20 protein-coding genes are annotated in these 20,767 nt (G+C 69.8%); 10 read left to right on the top strand and 10 right to left on the bottom strand.

Annotation, left to right across the window (positions count from 1 at the left end; genetic code table 11):
• From ABT009_RS08730 to ABT009_RS08715, 4 genes are all read left to right on the top strand, one after another.
• Positions 1 to 675: an urease accessory protein UreF gene (locus ABT009_RS08730; protein WP_351291040.1), complete on the top strand. Its 675-nt coding sequence runs from the start codon at positions 1 to 3 to the stop codon at positions 673 to 675.
• A 153-nt stretch (positions 676 to 828) separates the two neighbouring features.
• Positions 829 to 1,509: an urease accessory protein UreG gene (ureG, locus tag ABT009_RS08725; RefSeq protein WP_351291038.1), complete on the top strand. Its 681-nt coding sequence runs from the start codon at positions 829 to 831 to the stop codon at positions 1,507 to 1,509.
• Positions 1,509 to 2,267 (top strand): urease accessory protein UreD, encoded by a 759-nt coding sequence (locus ABT009_RS08720; RefSeq protein ID WP_351291036.1) that lies wholly within the window; start codon positions 1,509 to 1,511, stop codon positions 2,265 to 2,267. The genes ureG and ABT009_RS08720 overlap by 1 nt, the downstream gene beginning before the upstream one ends.
• A 209-nt stretch (positions 2,268 to 2,476) precedes the next feature.
• Positions 2,477 to 4,000, top strand: a complete 1,524-nt coding sequence (locus ABT009_RS08715) for an alpha/beta hydrolase (protein WP_351291331.1) — start codon at positions 2,477 to 2,479, stop codon at positions 3,998 to 4,000.
• A 103-nt stretch (positions 4,001 to 4,103) separates the two neighbouring features.
• On the opposite strand, the gene ABT009_RS08710 is transcribed toward ABT009_RS08715, so the two are convergent.
• On the bottom strand, positions 4,104 to 4,871 hold the full coding sequence (locus tag ABT009_RS08710; RefSeq protein WP_351291034.1) for a lysophospholipid acyltransferase family protein: 768 nt from the start codon (positions 4,869 to 4,871) through the stop codon (positions 4,104 to 4,106).
• Positions 4,872 to 5,395: 524 nt separating this feature from the next.
• Here ABT009_RS08710 and ABT009_RS08705 point away from each other — a divergent pair.
• Positions 5,396 to 7,291 (top strand): CocE/NonD family hydrolase, encoded by a 1,896-nt coding sequence (locus tag ABT009_RS08705; protein ID WP_351291032.1) that lies wholly within the window; start codon positions 5,396 to 5,398, stop codon positions 7,289 to 7,291.
• A gap of 93 nt (positions 7,292 to 7,384) precedes the next feature.
• On the opposite strand, the gene ABT009_RS08700 is transcribed toward ABT009_RS08705, so the two are convergent.
• A complete protein-coding gene (locus tag ABT009_RS08700; protein WP_351291030.1) occupies positions 7,385 to 8,152 on the bottom strand; it encodes a nucleoside phosphorylase in 768 nt (255 codons plus the stop codon).
• Between the two features lie 128 nt (positions 8,153 to 8,280).
• A complete protein-coding gene (locus tag ABT009_RS08695; RefSeq protein ID WP_351291028.1) occupies positions 8,281 to 8,805 on the bottom strand; it encodes a PadR family transcriptional regulator in 525 nt (174 codons plus the stop codon).
• A 122-nt stretch (positions 8,806 to 8,927) separates the two neighbouring features.
• On the opposite strand from ABT009_RS08695, the gene ABT009_RS08690 reads away from it, so the two are divergent.
• On the top strand, positions 8,928 to 9,683 hold the full coding sequence (locus ABT009_RS08690) for an alpha/beta fold hydrolase (RefSeq protein ID WP_351291026.1): 756 nt from the start codon (positions 8,928 to 8,930) through the stop codon (positions 9,681 to 9,683).
• A gap of 202 nt (positions 9,684 to 9,885) precedes the next feature.
• Entirely contained in the window at positions 9,886 to 10,881 is a 996-nt protein-coding gene (locus tag ABT009_RS08685) for a phosphotransferase family protein (protein ID WP_351291024.1), read from the top strand.
• 15 nt (positions 10,882 to 10,896) lie between these two features.
• Here the strand turns inward: ABT009_RS08685 and ABT009_RS08680 are convergent, their stop codons facing one another.
• The gene (locus tag ABT009_RS08680; RefSeq protein WP_351291022.1) at positions 10,897 to 11,832 is read right to left on the bottom strand and encodes a DMT family transporter; all 936 of its coding nucleotides are present in this window, start codon (positions 11,830 to 11,832) and stop codon (positions 10,897 to 10,899) included.
• Between the two features lie 81 nt (positions 11,833 to 11,913).
• Here ABT009_RS08680 and ABT009_RS08675 point away from each other — a divergent pair, with 81 nt between their 5' ends.
• Positions 11,914 to 12,861 carry a LysR family transcriptional regulator gene (locus ABT009_RS08675; protein WP_351291020.1) on the top strand — a complete coding sequence of 316 codons (948 nt, stop codon included), beginning with the start codon at positions 11,914 to 11,916 and terminating at the stop codon, positions 12,859 to 12,861.
• Here the strand turns inward: ABT009_RS08675 and ABT009_RS08670 are convergent.
• Positions 12,858 to 14,321 carry an MFS transporter gene (locus ABT009_RS08670; RefSeq protein WP_351291018.1) on the bottom strand — a complete coding sequence of 488 codons (1,464 nt, stop codon included), beginning with the start codon at positions 14,319 to 14,321 and terminating at the stop codon, positions 12,858 to 12,860. The genes ABT009_RS08675 and ABT009_RS08670 overlap by 4 nt on opposite strands.
• 399 nt (positions 14,322 to 14,720) lie before the next feature.
• Between ABT009_RS08670 and ABT009_RS08665 the strand changes: the two genes are divergently transcribed.
• Positions 14,721 to 15,128: an SSI family serine proteinase inhibitor gene (locus tag ABT009_RS08665; protein ID WP_351291016.1), complete on the top strand. Its 408-nt coding sequence runs from the start codon at positions 14,721 to 14,723 to the stop codon at positions 15,126 to 15,128.
• 119 nt (positions 15,129 to 15,247) lie between these two features.
• Here ABT009_RS08665 and ABT009_RS08660 read toward each other — a convergent pair whose 3' ends face one another.
• From ABT009_RS08660 to ABT009_RS08640, 5 genes are all read right to left on the bottom strand, one after another.
• Positions 15,248 to 15,406 carry a hypothetical protein gene (locus tag ABT009_RS08660; RefSeq protein ID WP_107441415.1) on the bottom strand — a complete coding sequence of 53 codons (159 nt, stop codon included), beginning with the start codon at positions 15,404 to 15,406 and terminating at the stop codon, positions 15,248 to 15,250.
• Between the two features lie 209 nt (positions 15,407 to 15,615).
• The gene (locus tag ABT009_RS08655) at positions 15,616 to 16,566 is read right to left on the bottom strand and encodes a cytochrome c oxidase assembly protein (protein WP_351291014.1); all 951 of its coding nucleotides are present in this window, start codon (positions 16,564 to 16,566) and stop codon (positions 15,616 to 15,618) included.
• A 167-nt stretch (positions 16,567 to 16,733) separates the two neighbouring features.
• On the bottom strand, positions 16,734 to 17,759 hold the full coding sequence (locus ABT009_RS08650; protein WP_351291012.1) for a 6-phosphofructokinase: 1,026 nt from the start codon (positions 17,757 to 17,759) through the stop codon (positions 16,734 to 16,736).
• A gap of 204 nt (positions 17,760 to 17,963) precedes the next feature.
• Positions 17,964 to 18,692 carry a type 1 glutamine amidotransferase gene (locus tag ABT009_RS08645; RefSeq protein ID WP_351291010.1) on the bottom strand — a complete coding sequence of 243 codons (729 nt, stop codon included), beginning with the start codon at positions 18,690 to 18,692 and terminating at the stop codon, positions 17,964 to 17,966.
• A gap of 23 nt (positions 18,693 to 18,715) precedes the next feature.
• Positions 18,716 to 19,954: a MurT ligase domain-containing protein gene (locus ABT009_RS08640; RefSeq protein ID WP_351291008.1), complete on the bottom strand. Its 1,239-nt coding sequence runs from the start codon at positions 19,952 to 19,954 to the stop codon at positions 18,716 to 18,718.
• A gap of 232 nt (positions 19,955 to 20,186) precedes the next feature.
• On the opposite strand from ABT009_RS08640, the gene def reads away from it, so the two are divergent.
• Positions 20,187 to 20,726, top strand: coding sequence for a peptide deformylase (gene def / locus ABT009_RS08635; RefSeq protein ID WP_351291006.1), 540 nt, complete (start codon positions 20,187 to 20,189; stop codon positions 20,724 to 20,726).
• Positions 20,727 to 20,767: the final 41 nt, after the last annotated feature.

Here is a 20,767-nt window from a genome sequence, read left to right as displayed (position 1 = left end):
ATGTCTCAAGCTGCACTTCTCGTCCTGGCCGACGGCCGCTTCCCCGCCGGTGGGCACGCCCACTCCGGCGGGGCCGAGGCGGCCGTCAAGGCCGGGCGCATCACCGACGCCGCGCGCCTGGAGGAGTTCTGCCGCGGGCGGCTGCACACCGCCGGGCTCGTGTCGGCCGCACTGGCCGCGGCCGCCGCGCTCGGTCTCGATCCGGCGGAGCTGGACGAGGCCGCGGACGCCCGGACGCCGTCGCCTGCGCTGCGTAACGTTGCGCGGCGGCTGGGGCGCCAGATGATGCGGGCCGCGCGGGCCACCTGGCCGCATCCCGAACTCGACGCGGTGGCACGGTTGTTTCCCAAGGGTGCCCATCAGCCTGTTGTGCTGGGGGTGGCTGCTCGTGCTGCCGGGCTGGGGCCTGTTGATGCCGCGTATTGCGCGGCGTACGAGAGCGTCAGTGGGGCGGCTAGCGCGACGGTGCGGTTGCTGAGTCTTGATCCGTTCGATGCGACCGGGGTGTTGGCGCGGCTTGCGCCCGAGCTTGATCGGGTCGCTCACGCGGCGGCTGATGCGGCGCGGGTTGCTGTCGATGAGGGGGTAGATGCGTTGCCTGCGGGGTCTGCGCCGTTGTTGGAGATCAGTGCGGAGGCGCATGCTGCTTGGGCTGTGCGGCTCTTTGCTTCTTAGGGGGTTGCTGGTTTTTCTTCCCCCACCCCGCCCCTTCCCGTAACCAGGGGTCCAGCCCCTGGACCCCTGCTGGGGGCTCTGCCCCCAGACCCCCTATCGCCCTAGCGGGCTCGTCCTCAAACGCCGGACGGGCTGACTTTCTGGAGCCGCTCCATGCATCTCGACCACTCCCACGACGGACCCTCCGCCCTCAGTGCCGACGCACACCGGCCCGACGGCTCTCGGCGCGCCCTGCGTATCGGGCTCGGCGGGCCCGTCGGGTCCGGGAAGACCGCGACCGTCGCCGCGCTGTGCCACGCCCTGCGCGAAGAACTGTCGCTCGCCGTCGTCACCAACGACATCTACACACGTGAGGACGCCGAATTCCTGCTTCGGGAGGCCGTGCTGCCGCCCGAGCGGATCACCGCCGTGGAGACCGGGGCCTGTCCGCACACCGCGATCCGCGACGACATCTCCGCCAACCTCGAGGCCGTCGAGGATCTCGAGGACGAGGTCGGCCCGCTGGACCTCATCCTCGTCGAGTCGGGCGGGGACAACCTCACCGCCACGTTCTCCAAGGGGCTCGTCGACGCGCAGATCTTCGTCATCGACGTGGCGGGCGGAGACGACATCCCGCGCAAGGGCGGGCCGGGGGTCACCACGGCCGACCTGCTCGTCGTCAACAAGACGGACCTCGCGCCGTACGTCGGCTCCGACCTGGGCCGGATGGCGGCGGACGCCAAGGCGCAGCGGGCCGAACTGCCCGTCGTCTTCCAGTCCCTGAGGTCGGACGACGGTGTCGCCGCCGTCGCCGACTGGGTTCGGGCACAGCTCGCCGCCTGGACGACGGCGTGATGACCTCCGCCGGCGTCCGGGCCACCGCCAGGATCGCCGCCACCGTGGACGGCCGGGGCGGAACCGCCCTGCCCGTGCTCGAAGGAGAGGGCCCGCTCGCGCTGCGCCGGACCCGTGCGGTCGGGTCCGAGGCGCGCGTCATGCTCGTCGGTGCGATGAGTGGTCCCCTCGGCGGCGACCACTTCACCGTCGAGGCGACCGCCCACGAGGGCGCGCGGCTGCACGTCGGTTCGGCCGCCGCCACCATCGCCCTGCCGGGGCAGGCCAAGGGCCCGGCGCGTTACGACGTCCGGCTCACCGTCGCCGATCACGCCGAACTGCACTGGCTGCCCGAGCAGTTGATCTCCGCGAGCGACAGCGAACTGCAGGTCACCACGCGTGCCGAGCTTGCCGCGGGCGCGCGCCTCGTGCTGCGCGAGGAGCAGGTGCTCGGCCGTGCGGGAGAGGCACCCGGCCGGCTCAACAGCCGCCTCACGGTGCGCCGAGCCGGGCGGTTGCTGCTCGACCAGGAGCTGGCTTGCGGGCCCGGAGCGCCCGGCGGCTGGGACGGTCCGGCCGTGCTGGCGGGGCATCGCGCGGTCGGGCAACTCGTCGTCGTACGACCGGAGTTCGAGCGGGAGATGCCTCAGGCGGCGCTGCTCGGCGAGTTCGCCGCCCTCGCCCCGCTGGCCGGGCCCGGTGTCCTCGTCACGGCCGTCGCGCCCGACGCCCGCCACCTGCGCCGCGTACTCGACGAAGCGGCCCGCACCCTCGGCTGACCGGACACTCTCCGCTCAACGGGGCATCCCTATCCGCTTATCGGATTGGCAAAGAAGGCTGCTTCCATCTGTTCTCAGGGACCTCACAGCCGAAAGGATCGCCCGGACTGATCCAATCGGTAAACGGGAGGCCCCACTTGAGACGGACGCCACGTCCGAAGCGAACCGCTGTGCTCGGCTCCGCCGGCACTCTGATAGCGGCGACGCTGATGGCCGGAGCCATCGCGGCCCCCTCGGCCAGCGCGAACACCCGCACCGGCCAGGACCGCGAGGCGCGCGGCGCGGCCATCGCCGCCGCCCGCGCGGCCGAGGCGGGCATCGATTGGGTGGACTGCCCGGCCGACTGGGGCCTCGAGAAGCCCATCCAGTGCGGCTGGGTCAGCGTCCCCCTCGACTACGCGAAGCCGTACGGAAAGCAGATCAAGCTCGCCGTCGACCGCATCGGGAACACCGGCACCAAGGAGGAGCGTCAGGGCGCGCTCATCTACAACCCGGGCGGCCCCGGCGGCTCCGGCCTGCGCTTCCCGCGCCGCGTCGTCACCAAGAGCGCGCTGTGGGAGAAGACCGCGAAGGCATACGACTTCGTGGGCTTCGACCCGCGCGGTGTCGGCCACTCGGCGCCGATCTCCTGCATCGACCCGCAGGAGTTCGTGAAGGCCCCCAAGCTCGACCCCGTGCCGGACAGCGAGGCCGACAAGCTCGCCCAACGCAAGCTCGCCGCCGAGTACGCGGACGGCTGCGCCGAACGCAGCGGCGAGATGCTGCCGCACATGACGACGCCGAACACCGCCCGCGACCTGGACGTCATCCGGGCCGCGCTCGGCGAGAAGAAGCTCAACTACCTGGGCGTCTCCTACGGCACCTACCTGGGCGCCGTCTACGGCACGCTCTTCCCGGGCCACGTCCGCCGCATGGTCCTCGACAGCGTCGTCAACCCGTCGCGCGAGAAGATCTGGTACCAGGCCAACCTCGACCAGGACGTCGCCTTCGAGGGCCGCTGGAAGGACTGGGAGGACTGGGTCGCCAAGAACGACGCGACCTTCCACCTCGGCTCCACCCGCGACGAGGTCCAGGCGAAGTGGCTGGAGCTGCGCGCCACGGCGAAGAAGAGCCCGATCGGCGGCGTCGTCGGCCCCGCCGAGCTGATCTCCTTCTTCCAGAGCGCGCCGTACTACGACTCCGCATGGGTGCCGACCGCCCAGGTGTGGAGCGAGTACGTCGCCGGTGACACGCAGGCACTCGTCGACGCCGCGGCACCCGACCTCTCCGACACCGCGGGCAACGCCGCGTCGGAGAACGGCAACGCCGTCTACACCGCTGTCGAGTGCGCCGACGCCAAGTGGCCCACCAACTGGAAGACCTGGGACCGCGACAACACCCGGCTCCACAAGGACTATCCGTTCATGACGTGGGCCAACGCCTGGATGAACCTGCCGTGCGCCACCTGGCCCGCGAAGCAGCAGACACCGCTGAACGTCAAGGCGGGCAAGGGGCTTCCGGCCGTCCTGATCGTGCAGTCCACGCGTGACGCGGCCACCCCGTACGAGGGCGCAGTCGAGCTGCACAAGCGCTTCACGGGCTCGCGTCTGATCACCGAGAAGGACGCGGGCTCGCATGGTGTCACCAACCTGGTCAACCCGTGCATCAACGAGCGGGTCGACACCTATCTGCTCACCGGCGGGACGGACACCAGCGACGTGACGTGCGCTCCGCACGCCACGCCCAAGCCGTAACCGGAGAATTCCGGAGAGAAACGGCAAGTGCGGGGGAGGGGCGGGTCGCCGCTCGTCCCCCGCACTCGCTCGTCGGCTCCATCAACCCCTCGCGTCGGCTCCGTCAACTGAGCGGCATGCGCGGGAACTTCCTGCCCTCCGGGCCCTTCCGGCCTTCCGGACCCTTCGCGTCCTGCTTCGCCTTCTCGGCCTCCTGGGCCTCTTCGGCCTTGACCACGGCGGCGTACTTGTCGACGTACTCCTGACCCGACAGGCCGAGGATCGCGTACATGATCTCGTCCGTCACGGCACGAAGGATCGCTTTCTCGTCCTCCATGCCGATGTAGCGGGAGAAGTCCAGCGGCTCGCCGAAGCGGATCGTCACGCGCCGGAGGTTCGGCACCACCTGGCCGGGCGGCTGGGCCTCGAACGTGCCGATCATCGCGCACGGAATCACCGGCACCCGCGCCTTCAGCGCCATCGCGGCGACCCCGACCTTGCCCTTGTAGAGCCGTCCGTCGTGCGAGCGGGTGCCCTCCGGGTAGATGCCGAGCAGCTCGCCCTTGCCGAGCACTCCGAGCCCCTCGCGGATCGCGGCCTGTCCGGCCTCCTTGCCGGAGCGGTCGACCGGGATCTGCCCGGCGCTGCGGAAGAACGCCGCGGTCAGCCGCCCCTTGATGCCAGGGCCCGTGAAGTACTCGGCCTTCGCGAGAAAGGTGATGCGCCGTTTGAGGATCGCGGGCATCAGAAAGTGGTCCGAGAACGACAGATGGTTCCCCGCGATGATCGCCGCGCCCGACGCCGGCACATGCTCGAGACCCTCGATCCGGGGCCGGAACAACAGCCGCAGCAGGGGCCCCAGGAGGACGTACTTGAGGACGTAGTAGAACACGGCGCGGCTCCTCGTTCGGCGGGATCGGCTCCAAGGCCGCGTTGTGCCAGGTCGACCGGCATCCCGAGGGGTGGTCGGTGCGGGTGCAAGTGTAGTCCGGTGTGACCATCTCTGATCGGACTGATGCGCTCTTTGCTGACTTTCGTGATGGTGCGTCAGGGGGATGGGTGGATGTCGGTAGGTGAGCCTCTCCGGCTCCCTCGGCAGAGGGGTTTCCAACCCGGAGGTGGGAAAGGTGCCGGGGACGGTGAGGCGCTTCTGCGCGCTCGCCGTGCACGGCGAGCGCGCGCCTTCCCCGGACATCGGTCGGGCCGACAACACCAGTAACACGCCTGACACACCGCCGCGTTGACGCGTTTCAACGATGATCATAAGCTCGCTCGCCGTCGGCTCCGACCCACGCCCGCGATCCAGTTCCCCGCGTGCGTGCGGCCGCCCATCGTCGCGCCTCGACGGCGGGCCAGGGCCGCTGCTCGACCGGCACCACCTGCACCACCCCGTACCCATCACTCTGGGAGGCGCATGTGAAAAGACGTCGCGCGGCTGCCTGGGCCGCCTCAGTACTCGTCACCACCCTCGCGTTGACCGGCGCGCTCGCCGGCCCCGCCGCCGCAGCGCCCGGCGCGGCGTCCGAGCCCGCCGCCACAGCGCAGGCCCGGACAGGCGCGGTCGCCGCCGCTACCGACCCCGTCACGCACGAGGAGAACGACCGTGTCCCGGAGGGCTCGGTCTGGACGCAGCGCTACTTCCCGTCCTCGGACGACTCCGGCACCGAGCTCCACGCCGACGTCCTGCTGCCCGAGGGCCTGGCCGAGGGCGAGCAGGTACCCGTCATCCTGTCGATCGGCCCGTACTTCGGGCACTCCGGGCAGACCGGTCCCGAGGGCTGGACGCACACCGGCCCCTCGTCCCGCTTCCAGGACTTCATCGAGGGCACCGACCTGTTCGCCCACGGCTACGCCTTCGTCATGGTGGACCTGCGCGGCTTCGGCGGCTCCACCGGCTGCCTCGACTGGGCCGGCCCCGGCGAGCAGGCCGACGTCAAGGCCGCGATCGACTGGGCCGCGGGCCAGCCGTGGTCCACCGGTGCGGTCGGCATGTACGGCAAGTCGTACGACGCCGTCACGGGCCTCGTCGGCAACGACCTGGACCAGGACGCGCTCAAGGCCGTCGTCGCCCAGGAGCCCGTGTGGGACATGTACCAGTACATCTACTCCAACGGCGTGCCCCGCCCGAACGTCACCGGCACCGCCAACGCCTACAACTCCATCGCCACGATGGCCCCGTTGGCGGACGACGACGCGCAGTACCAGGCCAACGCCCGGTGGGAGCAGACCCACCCTGAGTGCCTCACGGAGAATTCGGCCGGGTACCGGATAGCCGACCAGTGGGACGAGCACTGGACCTCCCGCGACCTGGCGAAGATGGCCGAGGGCACCGACACCCCGCTGTTCGTCACCCAGGGCTTCATCGAGAACAACACCAAGCCCGAGGAGATGCAGGAGTACCTCGACAACCACGCGGGCCCGGAGCGCGGGTGGCTCGGCCAGTGGGAGCACGTGCGCGGCGGCGACCGCACCAGCGACGGGCGGTTGTCCATGGGTCGCGAGGGCTGGTACGACGAGACCCTCTCCTTCTACGACGAGTACCTCAAGGGCATCGAGCCGACGGTCGATTACCCGGCCTACGCCGTCGAGGACTCCACCGGCGCCTGGCGCGCCCAGGACACGTGGCCGGTCGTGGAGCGGTCCGTCACCCTCCCGCTCGGCGGCGGCAGTTACGTGGACGACGGCGGTGCCTCCGGCCGCGCGGCCCTGGCCGCGTCCGGCGAGCCGACGCCGCAGGCGCCCGCACAGTCGTCCGGCGAGTGGGACATGGAGAACGCGCCCGCGACCGAGCATGCCGCCCCGAAGGGCCTGGCCAAGGGGCTGGCGAAGCAACAGGAAGCCGGTGAGGTCACGTCGAGCTTCTTCGTGTGGTCCAAGCCGGTCGAGCAGGCCGTGCGCGTCACCGGCACCCCGCAGGTCTCCCTGACCGCCAAGGGAGAGGGCAACGTCATGCTCAAGCTGTACGACGTCGCCCCGGACGGCACCGCCGCCATGTTCGACGAGCAGGTCTCCCTGCTGGACTCGGGCCGGCTGACCGTCGACCTCAAGGCGACCGACTGGACCCTGGCAGCCGGGCACGTCCTGGCCGTGGAGATAGGCTCCATCCAGACCGGCTCGTGGCGCGACACGCCCTCCGGCGAGACGATCGCGGTCAAGGGCGCGCAGATCAAGCTGGCCCTGGACGACCCGGCCGACGACGCCGCCACCGCCGGCGAGCGCTCACCGTACCTGGACACCTACCTGCGCCAGTACACGGTGGATCTGCCGGCCGGTCCCGCGACGTTCACGGTGACCCCCGGCGGCCACCTCTGATCCCCCGGGCCGGCGTCGGCCGCCAAGGCTTCCGGGCATGGCCCGGAACGCCGGCCGACGCCGGCCCACCACCTACCCGCTTCGGCCCAGGATTCAGCCACCGGCAAGTACGGCGGCTGCAGCGTCGAACAGATCGTTCAGCGCCCCGAACGCGGCCGCGTCCGCGAGCCCTTTCGGTTCCCACGATTCTTCAGCCAGTGAGTCCATCACGACGAGGCCGGTCGCGAAGGCCACACCTCGGTACTGAGCCACTGCCGCCAAGGACGCAGCCTCCATTTCGACGGTGAGCACGCCTTCGTCCCGGTATGTGAGCATCTCCTGGCGAGTCTCCCGGTAGATCGCGTCAGTCGTCCAGCTGCCGCCAACCTGTACTTGCCGTCCGCGTTCCTTGAGCGCCTCGATCAGTCGAGCTGTCAGCTCCTCGTCCGGTCGTACGTAGCGTGCGGGGGCCAGGTAGTGGTGCGAGACGCCTTCATCCCGGACCGCCCGGTCGCAGACCACCAAGTCACCAGGAACTTGGCTCGCACGAAGTCCGCCGGCGCCCCCGATGCTGATCACCCGCCGCGCGCCCGCGGCGATTGCCTCTTCCAGCACGGAAGCAGCAGCCGGGCCACCTATGCCGAATCCACTGAGAAGACCGACCTGCCCGCCCTCCACTTTCACAAGGTGGCACTCGCCGAAGAAGCCCTCAATGCGGCGCGATTCATGACGCTCCAGCACCTCACGCTTCAACCGTGCGCTGTACATGATCACCACGCCGGCCGGCAATCCGGCTTGCTTCCGGAGGGCGTGGTGCGGGGCTTCGTGCGGCTGGAAGAGCGCTGGGAGGGCATGTTTGCCGGGGAGGTTGGGGAAGGCCATTGGCTGAGGTTGACGTCAGCCGGCAGAGGGGTCAAGCGGATTAGCGACGAGCCGGCCATCGACACCCGCTTCAGGAGTTCGACCGCTGCTCGTACGACCCTGGCCTGCGTTCCGCCCCGGTCGACGAGTCAACTGCCCAGTGAGTCGAGGGTGTCGCGCAGCCAGGTGAGTTCGGTCTGGGACGTGGCGCGCGCGATGGTGAGGATGCCGCGCCGGAAGGGATCGTCCAGCTCCTCGGCACGCAGCGGCCGGTCCCCGTCGTAGAAGAAGCTCGCCGGTTCCTCCAGGAAGGCCAGCCTGCGCCGTAGTACGGCCGACTGGGCGGCGGTGTCGTCCAGGTGGCGGAGGAAGGCGAGGACCGTGAACCAGCGGTTCTCGTCGCTGATGTCGCGCTGTGAGGGCTCGGCTAGCCGTGCGCGCAGTTCCCGTCTGCCCTCGTCGGTGAGCGTCAGGACGTGCCGTGGGGCGGCCACGGAGCCGGGCTCCGTGGTGCGTGCCAGGAGACCCGCCTTCTCCAAGCGCTTGATCGCGGGATACAGCGTGCTCTCCGCGACAGGCCGAACATGTCCCGTCAGCGCCGTGATGCGTTTGCGCAGCTCATAGCCGTGCAGTGGGGCGTCGTACAGGAATCCGAGGATGGCGAGCTCCAGCATGCCCGCATTCTCTCGCACTCACGCTGTACATCACACGCTTAATACATCGACTTCTATATACCTCGCGAACGATGTATCTTCTGGCGTACCGGAAACGACGGCGACGTCATCAGGAGGGTGCGATGAAGCAGGCCGAGTTCGACGACATGGGGAGCGTCGTCCGCTGGACCGAGGTGCCGGGTGCGGAACCCGCGCGCGTGTACGTGCACGGGCTGGGAGCGGCGTCGACCGTGTACCACGCGCACATCGCCGCCCGTCCCGAACTCGCGGGCCGCAGAAGCTTGTTCGTGGATCTGCCCGGACACGGCATCAGCGACCGGCCGGAGCATTTCGGCTACACGCTCGAGGACCACACCGACGCGCTGGCGGCGGCGCTGGACGCGGCGGGCCTGACGGGCGCCGAGCTGATAGCGCACAGCATGGGCGGTTCGGTCGCCATCCTCCTCGCCCACCGCAGGCCCGACCTCGTGTCCCGTCTGGTCCTCACCGAAGCGACTCTCGACGCCTTTCCCGGGCCCGCCGAGGGGAGCAGTGAAATCGCCTCCTACGAGGAGGACGAGTTCGTCGGGGGCGGGTACGCGCGCGTGCTGGAGCATGTGGGACCGCTGTGGGCGGCGACCATGAGGCTGGCCGACCGGCGTGGCCTGCATCGCAGCGCCGTCGGGCTGCGGCGGGGATCGGAGCCGGTCGCGCGCACTCTCCTCGCAGGGCTGACGCTCGAGCGCGTCTACCTGCAGGGCGAGCTCAGCGGTGAACTCGCGGGAAGTGACGCCCTGGAGGCTTCGGGTGTGCGCGTGGTGATTGTGCCGGGCTCCGGGCACAACGTCATGTTCGACAACCCCGACGCCTTCGTGGCGGCGGTCGCCGGACGACTGTGACTCGCGCCCCGATTCCGGCGCCTTGCGCCGGCCGGGGATCCGGCCAGAGGTGCGGGCGTCGTGTCTTGGAGTCGACGGGCCCTGTACGGAGATCTACACCACCAACATAATGGGAGCGCTCCCGTGCTCCCTTGTCATACGCCCTGTGCCATCACGCCATGTGTCTTCACGCCCTGTGTCTTCATTTGAAAGTGTGCTGCCCATGCAGAGCCTGACCAAGCGCCGCCTGTCCGCCGCCGAGTTGGACGCCCTGATGCGCCGGACGACGGGCATCGGGTGCGACGTGGAGACGGAACTGACCGACGGCTGGTTCAACACCGCGTACAGGGTCCGGCTCGAGGACGGCCGCGCGGCTGTGGTGAAGCTCGCGCCGCCCGCCGGGGCTCCGGTGCTGAGATACGAGCGCGGCATCATGGCGACCGAGGCCATGGTCTACCGGCGCGTCGCGTCCCTGGCCGGCGGCGGGGTGCCGAGCCCCACATTGCTGCACGCTGGAGACGGATTCCTCGCCGTCTCCGTGCTGGAGGGCACCCCGTGGGACAAGGTGGCCGACCACCTTCCCCCCACCGCCCGGACGGTTCTGCGCCGCGAGCTGGGCGCGCTCACCGCGCGGCTGCACACTCTGGCCCCCGAAGACGGCCGGTTCGGCTATCCGGCCGCCGAGTCCGCGCTGTCCGCCCCCGACTGGCGGACCGCGTTCACCGCCATGGTGGATGCCCTCCTGGACGACGCCGAGCGCTGGCAGTCCGAGCTCGGCGTGCCGCCCGCCGACATACGGGCCATGGTGGCCGAGGGCGGATACGCCCTCGACGAGGTCACCCAGCCGCGTCTGATCCACTTCGACCTGTGGCCGGGCAACATCTTCGTCCGCGTCCCTACCGGGGACGGCTCCGACGCCCACATCACCGGCATCATCGACCACGAGCGGGCGTTCTGGGGCGACCCGGCTGCCGAACTGGTCTCCCTGGCGTTCGGCGGGGACACCGGTCCGGACAGCGACCTCGTTGCCGGCTACGTCCAGGCGGGCGGCCGCCTCGACTTCACTCCCGCCTTCCACCACCGCCTGGCCCTCTACAACCTCTACCTGGGCCTGTTGCTCGTCGTGGAGTGCGGCCCCCGCGGATACGGCGCGGATCACCTCGCCTTCTGTCGCAGCGCCCTGGACGACCGCGTCGCCGCACTGCGCGCACTGGGATAGGCGAACGTTCGAGCGTCAGCCTGGAGCCGCGGGAAGGTCCTGCAGCAGCCGGCCTTCGGCTGCCTCCGGATGAGAGGCGCGGTGGGCGCGTTCGACGGCCTGTCCCCAGTACGTTCCGGCGACGATCAGCGTAGCTCCGAGGATGGAGAGCACGGTGAGATGCTCGTCGCCGAAGCCGATGCCGACCAGGAGGGCCCAGACCGGTTCGGTGCCCAGGAGGAGGCTGGCCCGAGTCGCGGAGGTGCGCTGCACCGCCCACGTCTGGGCCAGGAAGGCGAACACGCTGCAGAACAGGGCCAGGTAGACGAGCTGGGCCCAGGTCGCTGCGTCGGCCTGGGCGAGAACCGGCAGACTGCCCGCTGCGGGCAGGAAGAACAGCGCTGCACCGACGACGCCCTGAACGGTTGTCAGGTGCAGTGGGCGCAGCGTCCGGCCCGCGGTGACCCGGCCGACGAGCACCACGTGGGCCGCCCGGACCACCGCTGCCGCGAGCATCAACAGATCACCGGTTCCAGGAGCACGCAGACCATTGCCGGACACGAGCAGGCCGACGCCCCCGACGCACAGACCGGCAGCGAGGAAGAACCTCGTCGACAATCCGCTCTGTCGTCCCGCGCGGTCCAGGAGCGGTGTGAGCACAAGCGTGAGGCTGATGATCAGGCCCGCGTTCGCGGCGCTGGTGTGCGCGACGCCGTACGTCTCCAGCGCGAGGACGGCGGCCTGGGTGAGACCGAGCAGGGAACCGTAGCTGATCTCGTCTCGGGTGAAGAGACGGGGTTTCCGCAGAGCCGCTACGACGGCGACGCAGGCGAGAGCGGAAATGAGATAGCGCAGGAAAAGGACGATCAACACCGGAGTGGCGTCCGTGGCCGTCTTCGCCGTCAGATAACTGGAGCCCCAGACGACGGCGACGGCCAGGAGCACCACATCCGTACGACGGGTGGCTGGCATGGCGCCTACGATTCACGACCAGCATTTTGAAGTAAACGACGAGTTGCTCAAGTAATCCTTTAGCGAAGCTACACTGACTCGGTGGACGAGAGACAGCTGCGTGTCCTGCGAGAACTGGGCGAGCTGGGAAGCGTCACCGCGGTCGCGGAGGCGATGCGGGTGACGCCCTCGGCGATCTCGCAGCAACTCCGGCTGCTGCAGCGTTCGATCCCCGTCCCGCTCACCGAGCGCGACGGGCGGAGGCTTGTCCTCACTGCCGCCGGGCAGGCCCTGGCCGATGCGGCGATCGGGGTGGAGACGGCTCTGGCCCGAGCGCGCCACACCATCGACGAGTTCGTCGAAAAGCCCGACGGTGCGGTGTCGGTGGCGGCCTTCCACAGCGGAGCCGCGGCGTTCTACCCCCTGTTGCTGCAGCGCCTCCGTGCGCCGGGATCTCCCCGACTCGCCCTCCACGACGAGGACGTCGCGCAGGACGACTTTCCACCCCTGACCCGCCACTACGACCTCGTCATCGCCCACCGGCTCGACCACGCACCGGCGTGGCCACGGACCGCGACGGCCACGCCCCTGCTGCGTGAACCGCTCGACGTCGCCCTGCCTGCCGATCACCCTCTGGCTGCGAAGCCCTGCCTGACACCTCGTGATGTCGCCGACCAGCCCTGGATCACCGTTCACGACGGCTTTCCACTCATGGCCACCATCGAGGCCATCTCCGCCGCCGCCGGCCGGCGACTCGACATCGCCCATCGCATCAACGAGATCTCGGTGGTCGCCGAGGTGGTCGCCGCCGGCGGCGGAGTCGCCCTGATGCCGCGCTGGACGGCCCGCCCGCACCCGGCTGTCGTCCTCAGACCTCTCCGCGACGTTCATGCCCGCCGCCACGTCGACGTGCTCCATCGCCCCGAGCGCGTGGCGCGCAGGGCCGTACAGACTGTGCTCACCGAACTGTTGCGCGCCGCGGAAGCCATTCGCAGCCGGGGCGGGGATGCCGGTGGTGCCGGTGATCAGGAGGCAGACGGGCTGCGTTAACAGCGACGCCCCCGGGCGGGTACGGGAGCAGGTTCTGGCACTGTCGGCGTCGGGCACCGCGTCGCAGCGACGAGAAGCGTGATGACGATCCCGCCGGCCACAACGAACAGCGTGGTGCTGATCCCGTCCGCGGTCGCGATCCGCAGGCGCTCGCCGGTGAGGTCATCGAGACCCGCGGTGGCTACCAGGACAAGGATGGCGAGGCCGACCGCGGCACCCACCCCGGAGCCCGTGGAGGCAACCCCTGAGGCGATGCCCTGTTCTCGGTCCGACACTCCAGTCGCGGCAGTGATGAACATGGTGGTGAACACCACGCCGTCACCGATGCTGAGCGCCACGAGCCCTGGGATCAGCTCGACGTACGAGCCGTCCGGCGAGATCGCCAGGCCGAGTGCTACGGCGCCGACCGCCCCAATGCCAAGAGCCGCCACCAGCGTGCTTCTGAGTCCGAATCGGGTCACCATCTGGCCGGCCAACGTTGAGCCTGCGACCACCACCGCTGTGGGGATCAAGAACCCGGCGCCGGTTTGCAGGGGGTCGTATCCGAGGATCTCTTGAAAGTAGATCGACAGGAAATAGAGAACAGAGCCGAAGGTCGCCATGAACATGAATGCGATGACGACGCCGGTAATGAGATTTCGGTTCGAGAGCAGCCCAGGGGGCATGAGCGGGTCGACGCTGCGCCGCTCGATTACCGCGAAGGCTCCGATCAGCAGCAGACCGGCCACCACGCTGATCAGAATGCCTGGCGAAAGCCAGCCCAGCCCGGGTCCTTGAACCAAAGCGAATACGATCAAGGTGACGCCCAGAGTGACACTCAGCGCGCCAGGCAGATCGAACTTGCGGCCCTTCTCGCGTTCACCGTCGGGCGGGATCAGTACGAACGCAAGCAGCAGTGCCGGGCCCGCCAAGGCAACGTTGACCAAGAAGACCGCTTCCCAGCCGAAAGCCTGAGTCAGTAGTCCGCCGAGCAACACGCCGATCACGAGGCCGGCCGCGCCCGCACCGCCCCAGATGCCCAACGCACGGTTACGCACCCGGCCTTCCGAGAACGTGGTGTTGATGAGCGCCAGCGTGGTGGGGAAGACCAAGGCTCCACCAAGTCCTTGAATCGCGCGTGCGGCGAGCAACACGCCCGGCCCGGTGGCGAGTCCACCCGCAAGTGACGCTCCGGCATAGAGAACAAGTCCGGTCGCCAGGATCCTGCGCCGCCCGAGCAGGTCCGCTGCGCGACCGCCGAACAGCAGGAAGCCGGCCGAGGCCACCGCGTAAGCGCTGATCACCGACTGGAGCGTTTGCGCCGAGTAGCCCAAATCGCGTGCGATGTCGGGCAGTGCCACCACCACGATGTACTGGTCCAGGGAGACGATCAGCATCGCGAACGACAGCAGCGCCAGTGTCGCGGTCTCACGGTTCCAGCCAAGACTGCCGGGCGCTGATGAGGCTTCGGTAGATCGCAAGGCAGCACTCCCGGTTGACCGAGCAAGTCCGTTCCCACCCCGGCTTCGGATGTTCGGCCGAGCGGGACACCTGCCATTTCTGGGGAGATGCCCAACGAGCGCGGAGCATCAAGACCATAAGGACCGTGGGTAGCAGTTGAGTCAGCGACACCCCAGTGGGACCGAATTGGCCACGCGGATCCGTAGGGAACTCCGAGCTGGTACCACTCGCGGCGGCTCGCGCAAGGCTGCCGCAGACACCCGCCAAATAAACAGCCATTCGGCGTAGCCGAGGCGCTCGCCAGGGCGACACGCCCGGCGTGTTCCCTTGGCACGGGTGGTGGCGGGCGGTGCTCTTGGCCTCCTCAGAACGCCAAAACCTGTGACGGCCCCGTGCCCTCGCAACCCCAGGAGGTCCTCATGCGCCCCCTCGCCATCGCCGCCACGGCCCTGATCGCGCTCGCATCGGCCGCTCCTGCCACGGCAGCCCCCGTGCCCGGCCCCGGTACACCCCACAATGCGCAGAGCCGCCTGTTCCTGAGCGTCTCCGGGGACCAGGACACCTGGATCCGCGGGCTGCTGCTGCGCTGCGCGCCCAGAGTGGTGGCCGGTCATCACCCGTACGCGACCCAGGCCTGTGCCGCGCTCGACGCCGCGCACGGGGACCTCGGTGCGCTGCCCGTCGAGAGGCGCATGTGCATGCACCGGTACTCGCCGGTCACCGTGTCGGCCACCGGCGTCTACCAGGGCCGCGTCTTGGCCTGGAGGAAGACCTTCCCCAACGCGTGCGCGATGGAGGCCGCCACCGGGTACGTGTTCCGCTTCTAAGGCCTCGGCCCCCGGTTCCGGCTCCAGGCCCCAGCTCCCGCTCCTGGGGCCCGCCTCCCGCACCGTCGCGCAGCACCCGGCGTCCGTCAGGTGCTGCGCGACATCATTGCTGGGCGACCTCAGGTGCTGCGCGACACCGCCATCGCCAAGGTGATCAGCCCGATCACGACCCAGCCGAACCACAGCCAGCCGCTGCTTCCCAACGCCACCGTGTAGGCCGTCACGACGACCAGACCTCCTACGGTGAGCACCCCCATGACCTTCGTGGAACCGGGCATCGCAACACCCTCCTCGTGGCGGGCCCGCGGCGCGGGCCGTGGCCTTGGGCCATCCTCGCCCGGCCGGGGGCTGTCCGCCAGGATCGGCCGGTTCAACGGTTCAACGGTTCTTCCTTCTCCATAGTGCCGGTGTTCCGCCGCAGGCGGGCCCACCACGCCAAACGTGCCGCAAGGAGAAGGTGCCGCGAGGAGAAGAGTCCGGGGGCGCGTCAGCGGCCGCGCGCGTTGAGGGACGCCAGATAGGCGTTGTACTCCTCGAGCTCTTTGTCGCCGTCCCGGTCCGCGGCCCGGTCCTTGCGGCGCGCCTGCCGTGCCTCGGAGCGCTGCCACTGGAACAGCAGCGCGATCAGCACAAGCACGGACGGGATCTCACTGAACGCCCAGGCGATGCCGCCCGCCGCGGTCTGGTCGCCGAGCGCGTCGATCCCCAGCGAGGCGGGCGGGTTCTCGTACGTGCCGATCATCGGCGCGGACGCCATCATCAGTGCGATACCGAAGAACGCGTGGAACGGCATGCCCGCGAACAGCTCCAGCATGCGCATCACGTAGCCCGGACGGTGCGGCCCCGGATCGACGCCCATGATCGGCCAGAAGAACACCAGGCCGACCATGAGGAAGTGGACCATCATCAGGATGTGCCCCGGCTTGGAGCCCATGAGGAAGTCGAAGATGGGCGTGAAGTACAGCCCGTACAGGCTCGCGATGAACAACGGGATCGTGAACGCCGGGTGCGTGATGATCCGCATGTACCGGCTGTGCAGCAGGGCCAGCAGCAGCTCGCGGGGACCCTTGCGGTCGCGTCCCGCGACCGGCAGCGCCCGCAGCGCCAGCGTGATCGGCGCACCGAGCAGCAGCACGATCGGCGACAGCATGCTGAGCACCATGTGCTGCACCATGTGGGTGCTGAACATGACCATGCCGTAGTCATTGAGCTTGGTGCACATCATGAGCATCACGCTCAGCACACCGACGGTGAACGCCACGGTCCGGCCCACCGGCCAGCCGTCGCCGCGCCGCACCAGCCGCGCCACACCCCAGCCGTACAGGGCCAGCGCCACGAGGCAGGCGATAAGGAAGAAGGGGTCCGCGGACCACTCGAGGGCTCGCGCCAGCGTGAACGGCGGCAGATCCATCGTCATGCCGTGCCCGCTGTGATCCATCCACCGGCTCCTGATTCGTGCGGGGCCTCCCCTTGGCCGTCGGGCACCGGGGGAGGGTTTTGCGCTGTCTGTCCGCACCAGAGTAGAACTGCCCCCGGCCGTCTCCACGGCCGGGGGCAGCTCTCAAAGATGTACGGGGGTGCCGTACGGGACGCGATCCTGGTGTGCTACAGGACGCACTCCGCCTCGTCGTAACGGTGCGGCGGGACGGTCTTGAGCGTCTCGACCGCCTCGGCGAGGGACACCATCGTGATCTCGGTCCCGCGCAGCGCCGTCATCATGCCGAACTCGCCACGGTGCACCGCCTCCACCGCGTGCCAGCCGAAGCGGGTGGCCAGGACGCGGTCGTAGGCCGTGGGGGTGCCGCCGCGCTGGACGTGGCCCAGGATCACCGGGCGGGCCTCCTTGCCCAGGCGCTCCTCCAGCTCGATGGAGAGCTGCCGGGCGATGCCCGCGAACCGCTCGTGGCCGTAGACGTCCTTGCCGCCCTCGTCGAACTCCATGCTGCCCGGGCGCGGCTTGGCACCCTCGGCGGCGACGACGATCGCGAACCGCTTGCCCGCGGAGAACCGCTCGCCGACCTTCTTCGCCAGCTCCTCGATGTCGAAGGGCCGCTCCGGCACGACGATGGCGTGCGCACCCGCCGCCATGCCCGAGTTCAGGGCGATCCAGCCGGTGTGCCGGCCCATGACCTCGACGATCAGGACCCGCTGGTGGGACTCGGCGGTGGTCTTGAGCCGGTCCAGCGCCTCGGTGGCGACGCCCACGGCGGTGTCGAAGCCGAAGGTGACGTCCGTGACGGCGATGTCGTTGTCGATGGTCTTCGGCACGCCGACGATGGGCAGGCCGTTGTCCGACAGGAGCCGGGCCGCCTTCAGCGTGCCCTCGCCGCCGATCGGGATGATCGCGTCAAGACCCAGCTCCGCGACATGGCCCTTCGCCCGCTCCACGCCGTCGCGCAGATGCTCGGGGCGCACGCGGGACGAGCCGAGGATCGTACCGCCGCGGGCGAGGATGCCGCTGACCGCGTCCAGGTCCAGCTTGCGGTAGTCGCACTCGAGCAGGCCCTTCCAGCCGTCGCGGAATCCGATGACCTCGTCGCCGTGGTCGACGACGGCACGGTGCACGACGGACCTGATGACGGCGTTCAGACCGGGGCAGTCGCCGCCGGAGGTGAGGACACCAATTCGCATTTGCCCGAAATACCTTTACTACGTGGGCCGAGGACCGGACCACGTTGTCCGGCTGTGTCCCCGCCACCCTACCGGCGGAAGGGGGTGCGGCCGAACCGGGCGTCCGACTGCTGGACGCCCCTGCACAGTTGAGCGGACAGCCCGACAAGCGGGCTGTCCGCTCCATGTCCCCAGCGGATCGTGCCGCCGCATCGAAGGCCCCCGTCAGGCGGGCTGCTGCGCGGCCGCGATGCGCTCGGCGCGCAGCGCCTCGTACCACCGGTCGTCGGTCGGCGGCAGCGCGTTCACGTCCAGCGCGAGCTTCAGCAGCAGGTCCGCGATCTGCGGGTTGCGGGCGAGCACCGGGCCGTGCATGTACGTGCCGAACACGGTGTCGTTGTACGCGCCCTCGCTGCCGTCACCCGTGCCGTTGCCGTTGCCGAGCCTGACCTGCGCCAACGGCCGTGCGGTCGGGCCGAGATGGGTGATGCCCTGGTGGTTCTCGAACCCGGTCAGCTGCGGCAGGCCGAGCCGCGGGTCGATGTCCGCCAGTACGTCACCGACGCACCGCGCCCCCTCGCCGCGGGTCGACACCACGTCCAGCAAGCCGAGACCGGGCTCGCGCTCCCCGAGGTCGTTGATGAACTCGTGGCCGAGGATCTGGTACCCGGCGCACACCGAGAAGACGATCGCGCCGTTGCCGACCGCGCGGTGCAGACCGCCGTCGCGGCGCAGCCGCTCGGCCGCGAGCCGCTGCGGCCGGTCCTCGCCGCCGCCGATGAGGTAGATGTCGCCGGAGGTGGGGATCGGCTGGTCGCTGCGTACGTCGATGCGGGCCACGTCCAGGCCGCGCTGCCGGGCCCGGCGCTCCACGACGAGTGCGTTGCCCTGGTCGCCGTAGGTGCTGAGCAGGTCCGGGTAGACCCACACCAGACGCAGGCTGTTGTCGCTCATGCTCAATTCGTCCTTACCCGGGGTCAGTTGCCGACGCGGCGGCGCAGGTCCTGGAACGCGGTGTAGTTCGCGATGGTCTCGATGCGGCCGGCCGGTGCCAACTGCACGGCCTCGTCGACGGACTGGCACACCTGGAACGTCTGGCCCGCGACCTCGAGGCGTACGGCGAGGTCGAGCCTGCGGTCGCCGATGACGAAGAGCGGATGCCCGGTGAGACGGGTGTAGTCGACGTCCCAGAGCCAGGACGTGTCGGTGCCGTCGGCGGCGCGGGCGTTGACGGCCAGGATCACCGGGGTCGGGGGCTGCTCGATCAGCGAGAACGTCTCGAGCCAGCCCGCCGGGTTCTTCGCGAGCAGCAGCCTGAGCTCGCGGCCCATGAACTGCACGACGTCGTACCGGCCGGCCACCGCCTGCACCTGGTACATACGTTCGAGGGCGACCTGCGGCGGCACACCGAAGACCGCGGCGACCGCGGCCGACGTGGTGGCGTTCGCCTTGTTGGCGCGGCCCGGCAGCTGGAGGTGGATGGGCCACGCGGAACCGTGCGGGTCCAGGACGTGGTCGCCCGACAGGGCCCAGCTCGGCGTGGGGCGGCGGAAACCGCACTGGCCGCAGAACCAGTCGTCGCCGGGGCGCTGCATCACGCCGCCGCAGGCCGGGCAGGACCAGGCGTCGTCCTTCCACATCTGCCCCGCGGCCACCCATACCACGTTGGGCGACGAGGACGCGGCCCACACGACCAGCGGGTCGTCGGCGTTGGCGATGACCACGGCCTTCGTACCGGCCAGGCTTTCGCGCCAGTGCTCGGCGAGCATACGGGTCTCGGCGGCGCGGTCGAGCTGGTCGCGCGAGAGGTTGAGCAGCGCGATGGCCTTGGGCTCCACGTCGCGGGCGACCCCGGCGAGGTACTTCTCGTCGACCTCGATCACGCCGAAGCGGGACTCCGAGCCCTCTGCGAGGGCCGAGGTGATGCCGGCAGGCATGTTCGCGCCCAGCGCGTTCGACACCACGGGGCCGGCGGCGCGCAAGGACTCCGCGATGAGCCGGGTGGTGGTCGTCTTGCCGTTGGTGCCCGACACCAGGACGACATCCAGGTGCTGGGCGAGCTCGCCCAGCAGGTCGGGGTCGAGTTTGAGCGCCACCCGGCCGCCGATCACCGAGCCGCTGCCGCGCCCGGCGGCGCGCGATGCCGCCGCGACAGCCTTGCCCGCCGTCACGGCCAGCTTGGCCCGCGGTGACAGCGGGTCCGAGTTGCCTGCCATCGTTTTGGATCCTCCTTGGGTACTGCGCCGCGCCTGCTCCGGGCAGAGTGTGGGCCTCAGCCTATCGACCTCCGCTCACCGGCCTGAACGGTGGCATCTCCGAACCGCCGTTCCCCCGGTGCCCTGCCGAACCGCCGTTCGCGTCGTCCAAGGAACGTACCCGATCCGGTCCGGAGGCCTATTCGATCTCCCCGGGCCGTTCACTCCGTGCACGGAACGTACCCTTGCGGCCATGCGACACGGCAAGATCCCGGGCGCCACGGGGCGCGTACGGCCCATGACCCTGCTCGGCGACCCCGTGCTGCACGCGCCCTGCGAGGAGGTCACCGATTTCGGCCCCTCGCTGGCGCGGCTGATCGAGGACATGTTCGCGACAATGTACGCGGCCCGGGGCGTGGGTCTCGCCGCGAACCAGGTCGGCGAGGCGCTGCGCGTCTTCGTGTACGACTGCCCGGACGACGACGACCTCCGGCATCTCGGGCATGTGGTGAACCCGCGCCTGGTGGAGGCGGACGGTGTCGCCGTACGCGGGCCCGAAGGGTGTCTGTCGCTGCCGGGGCTCGAGGCGGGGACGGAGCGGTTCGACCACGCCGTCGTCGAGGGCGTCGACATGCTCGGCGAGCCGGTGCGCGTGCATGGCACCGGGTTCTTTGCTCGGTGCTTGCAGCACGAGTGCGATCACCTTGACGGGCGGGTCTACACCGACCGCGTCACCGGCTGGCGCCGGCGGCGCGTTCTGCGGGCTGCGGCGCGGGCGCCCTGGGGGCGGTAGGTACGTCACACGGCTCAGGCCGTCGTGGGCAACCGTTCCCG

Source organism: Streptomyces sp. NPDC002896, assembly GCF_040295225.1.
In the GTDB taxonomy this organism is placed as follows: Bacteria; Actinomycetota; Actinomycetes; order Streptomycetales; family Streptomycetaceae; genus Streptomyces.
This window is presented reverse-complemented; position numbering and strand designations above follow the sequence as displayed.

What these genes read in the sequence shown, in the direction of transcription:
- ABT009_RS08665 (WP_351291016.1), top strand. Translation starts at nt 14,721, where the DNA reads ATGCGCCCCCTCGCCATCGCCGCCACGGCCCTGATCGCGCTCGCATCG.
- ABT009_RS08640 (WP_351291008.1), bottom strand. Translation starts at nt 19,954, where the DNA reads ATGGCAGGCAACTCGGACCCGCTGTCACCGCGGGCCAAGCTGGCCGTG.
- ABT009_RS08645 (WP_351291010.1), bottom strand. Translation starts at nt 18,692, where the DNA reads ATGAGCGACAACAGCCTGCGTCTGGTGTGGGTCTACCCGGACCTGCTC.
- ureG (WP_351291038.1), top strand. Translation starts at nt 829, where the DNA reads ATGCATCTCGACCACTCCCACGACGGACCCTCCGCCCTCAGTGCCGAC.
- def (WP_351291006.1), top strand. Translation starts at nt 20,187, where the DNA reads ATGCGACACGGCAAGATCCCGGGCGCCACGGGGCGCGTACGGCCCATG.
- ABT009_RS08650 (WP_351291012.1), bottom strand. Translation starts at nt 17,759, where the DNA reads ATGCGAATTGGTGTCCTCACCTCCGGCGGCGACTGCCCCGGTCTGAAC.
- ABT009_RS08695 (WP_351291028.1), bottom strand. Translation starts at nt 8,805, where the DNA reads ATGCTGGAGCTCGCCATCCTCGGATTCCTGTACGACGCCCCACTGCAC.
- ABT009_RS08660 (WP_107441415.1), bottom strand. Translation starts at nt 15,406, where the DNA reads ATGCCCGGTTCCACGAAGGTCATGGGGGTGCTCACCGTAGGAGGTCTG.
- ABT009_RS08715 (WP_351291331.1), top strand. Translation starts at nt 2,477, where the DNA reads ATGGCCGGAGCCATCGCGGCCCCCTCGGCCAGCGCGAACACCCGCACC.
- ABT009_RS08685 (WP_351291024.1), top strand. Translation starts at nt 9,886, where the DNA reads ATGCAGAGCCTGACCAAGCGCCGCCTGTCCGCCGCCGAGTTGGACGCC.
- ABT009_RS08730 (WP_351291040.1), top strand. Translation starts at nt 1, where the DNA reads ATGTCTCAAGCTGCACTTCTCGTCCTGGCCGACGGCCGCTTCCCCGCC.
- ABT009_RS08690 (WP_351291026.1), top strand. Translation starts at nt 8,928, where the DNA reads ATGAAGCAGGCCGAGTTCGACGACATGGGGAGCGTCGTCCGCTGGACC.
- ABT009_RS08655 (WP_351291014.1), bottom strand. Translation starts at nt 16,566, where the DNA reads ATGGATCACAGCGGGCACGGCATGACGATGGATCTGCCGCCGTTCACG.
- ABT009_RS08680 (WP_351291022.1), bottom strand. Translation starts at nt 11,832, where the DNA reads ATGCCAGCCACCCGTCGTACGGATGTGGTGCTCCTGGCCGTCGCCGTC.
- ABT009_RS08700 (WP_351291030.1), bottom strand. Translation starts at nt 8,152, where the DNA reads ATGGCCTTCCCCAACCTCCCCGGCAAACATGCCCTCCCAGCGCTCTTC.
- ABT009_RS08720 (WP_351291036.1), top strand. Translation starts at nt 1,509, where the DNA reads ATGACCTCCGCCGGCGTCCGGGCCACCGCCAGGATCGCCGCCACCGTG.